Source organism: Actinosynnema sp. NPDC023658 (assembly GCF_040639995.1).
GTDB lineage: Bacteria > Actinomycetota > Actinomycetes > Mycobacteriales > Pseudonocardiaceae > Actinosynnema.
Window position 1 is genome coordinate 1 of sequence record NZ_JBFAAX010000695.1, and the last position, 3,030, is coordinate 3,030.

A 3,030-nucleotide genomic window follows, 5' to 3' on the forward strand; every position below is an offset into this window, starting at 1 on the left:
GGCAGCCCCCTCATCGAGCACTTCAGCGCGGCCCTGGCCGCGCACACCGGCGACGACCTGGTGCTGTTCGACGAGGCGCTGACCGCGTCACCGGGCCTGCTCAGCCACCTGCCGCCGCACGTGCCGGGCAACTACTTCCTCACCAGGGGCGGTTCGCTCGGCATCGGCATCCCCGGCGCCATCGGCGCGAAGCTCGCGCGCCCGAAGGCGACCGTGGTCGGCGTGACCGGCGACGGCGGCAGCATGTACACCATCCAGGCGCTGTGGACCGCCGCGCGCCACGACGTCGCGGCGAAGTTCGTGATCTGCAACAACCACCGCTACCAGCTGCTGGACCTCAACATCGAGCAGTACTGGCGCGACAGCGGCCTGCCGTCGCACCGCCACCCCGACGGCTTCGACCTGCGCCGGCCCGACATCTCGTTCGTGGACCTGGCCAAGGGCATGGGCGTCGAGGCGCTGCGCGTGGACGAGGTCTCCCAGGTGGAGCCGGCGGTGCGCAAGATGCTCGACCACGACGGCCCGTTCCTGATCGACCTGCTGACGGCGTGAGGCGATCGCGATGAGCACGACGATCCTGCGGGAGGGCGGTGCGCTGACCGGGCGCACCGTCGCCATCCTGATGGAAACCGACTACGTGGAACCGGAGATCGACTACTACCGGCTCCGGTTCGCGGAGGAAGGCGCGCGCGTCGACTTCCTCACCCGGCTGTGGGGGCAGGACCGCATCACCTTCACCGGCCACGAGCACCAGCTGCCGTTCACCGTGGACGGCGACCTGGAGCAGGTGGACGACGAGCGGCTGCGCGGCTACGACGCGCTGATCGTGCCCTCGGGCATGGTGTCGGACCGGCTGCGCTACGCCGAGACGCCCGACGGCGTCGCCCCCGCGGTGGACCTGCTGCGCCGGGCGTTCGCGGAGCCGACGGTGCTGAAGGGCATCATCTGCCACGGCCTGTGGCTGGTGGCGCCCATCCCCGAGGTCGTCCGGGACAGGGCGTTGACCTGCCACAACAACCTGGTCGCGGACGCCCGCAACATGGGCGCCCGCTACGTCGACCAGGACGTGGTGGTCAGCGGCGACCTGGTGACCGCGCGCAGCGCCGACCACTGCCACCTGTTCGCGCGCACGGTGATCGACCTGCTGGCCGCCCGGACGGCCGACCGCACGGCGCGCTGGTGGCGGTCCTCGGTGCGGACCACGGGGGTGCGCGATGGCCGCTGACCCGTTGGCCCGCGTGCGGATCTCCGACCTGGTGGCGGGCTACGTCACCGCGGTGCACCCGGACCGGGAGCTGGTGGACCTGCGGACCAGCGACGGGCGCCCGGTGCGGGTGGGCGTGGACCGCGCATCCGCCGAGCTGCTGCGCAACCTCGGTGAGCCCCACACCGACCTCACCTCGCGTCGGCTGGAGCTGCTGACGCCGGGCCGGCACGTGCTGGTGCACGGCATCTACTCACCGACCGGCGAGGGGCACGTCTTCGACGCCACCCGGATCGTGTTCCTGGACCGGGAGCCGGGCGAGTACGCGTTCGCCCGCCCCGGCTGGTGGACCGACCAGCTGCGCGAGCTGGCCGCGTTCTACCGGAGGGCGCAGTTCGGCTCCGGCGAGGTGGACTTCACCGACTACCGCACCATCCTGCGGCTGGGCGGCGACAAGAGCACCCGGCACGTGCAGGAGACCGACACGATCTCCCGCCTGGTGTACGGGATGGCGTCGGCGTTCCTGCTCACCGGCGAGGACGACTTCCTCGACGTCGCGGAGCGCGGCACCCGGTACCTGCGCGACCACATGAGGTTCGCGGACCCGGAGAACGACGTCGTCTACTGGTACCACGGCATCGACGTCGCGGACGGCGTGGAGACCAAGCTGTTCTCCTCCGAGTTCGGTGACGACTACCACGCCATCCCGGCCTACGAGCAGATCTACGCGCTGGCCGGGCCGACGCAGACCTACCGGATCACCGGCGACCCGGAGATCCTCGACGACGTCGACGCGACCGTGCGGCTGTTCCACCGGTTCTTCCGCGACGAGGTCCACGGCGGGTACTTCTCGCACATCGACCCCGTGCACCTGTCGCCGCACCACGGGTCGCTGGGCGCCAACCGGGCGCGGAAGAACTGGAACTCGATCGGGGACCACGCCCCGGCCTACCTGATCAACCTGTTCCTGGCGACCGGCCGGCGGCAGGACGCCGACCTGCTCCAGGAGTGCTTCGACCTGATCGTCGAGCACTTCCCGGACCCCTCCGGGCCGTTCGTGCAGGAGCGGTTCCACGCGGACTGGACACCGGACCGCGAGTGGGGCTGGCAGCAGGACCGGGCGGTGGTGGGGCACAACCTCAAGATCGCCTGGAACCTGATGCGGATGAACGCGATCCGCCCGGACGACGCGTACACCAAGCTGGCCCGCACCATCGCGGAGACCATGCCCGCCGTCGCCGGGGACGCGCAGCGCGGCGGCTGGTACGACGTGATGGAGCGCGTGCCGCGGGCCGGCGTGCCCGGCCACCGGCTGACCTGGCACGACCGCAAGGCGTGGTGGCAGCAGGAGCAGGGGGTCCTGGCCTACCTGATCCTCGCCGGCAACACCGGCGAGGTGGAGTTCCTGCGGCACGCACGGGAGTCCGCGGCGTTCTACAACGCGTTCTTCCTCGACCACGACGAGGGCGGCGTGTACTTCATGGTCCTCGCGGACGGCACGCCCTACCTGCTCGGCACGGAACGGCTCAAGGGCAGCCACTCCATGTCGATGTACCACTCCGCCGAGCTGTGCTACCTGGCGGAGGTCTACGAGCGGCTGCTGGTCCGCCGCGACTCGCTCGACCTGTGGTTCCGACCGCGGCCGGACGGGTTCGCGGACCGGGTGCTGAGGGTCGCGCCGGACGCCCTGCCGCCCGGGTCGGTGCGGTTGCAGTCGGTGGAGGTGGACGGCAAGCCGTGGGACGGCTTCGACCCGGAGCGGCTGACCGTCCGGCTGCCGGACTCGGCTTCGCCGGTGAAGGTGCGGGCACGCCTGGTCGCGTCCT

The 3,030-nt window shown here is 71.3% G+C and carries 3 protein-coding genes; all 3 read left to right on the forward strand.

The window, feature by feature from the left end:
- Nucleotides 1-552 (forward strand): thiamine pyrophosphate-dependent enzyme (locus AB0G02_RS33320; RefSeq protein ID WP_360802264.1); only part of this gene is annotated, 552 nt, incomplete at its 5' end.
- A gap of 10 nt (nt 553-562) precedes the next feature.
- Nucleotides 563-1,225, forward strand: a complete 663-nt coding sequence (locus AB0G02_RS33325; protein WP_360802266.1) for a DJ-1/PfpI family protein — start codon at nt 563-565, stop codon at nt 1,223-1,225.
- Nucleotides 1,215-3,030: AGE family epimerase/isomerase (locus tag AB0G02_RS33330; RefSeq protein ID WP_360802269.1), on the forward strand; the 1,816-nt coding region annotated here is incomplete at its 3' end. The genes AB0G02_RS33325 and AB0G02_RS33330, both read left to right, overlap by 11 nt.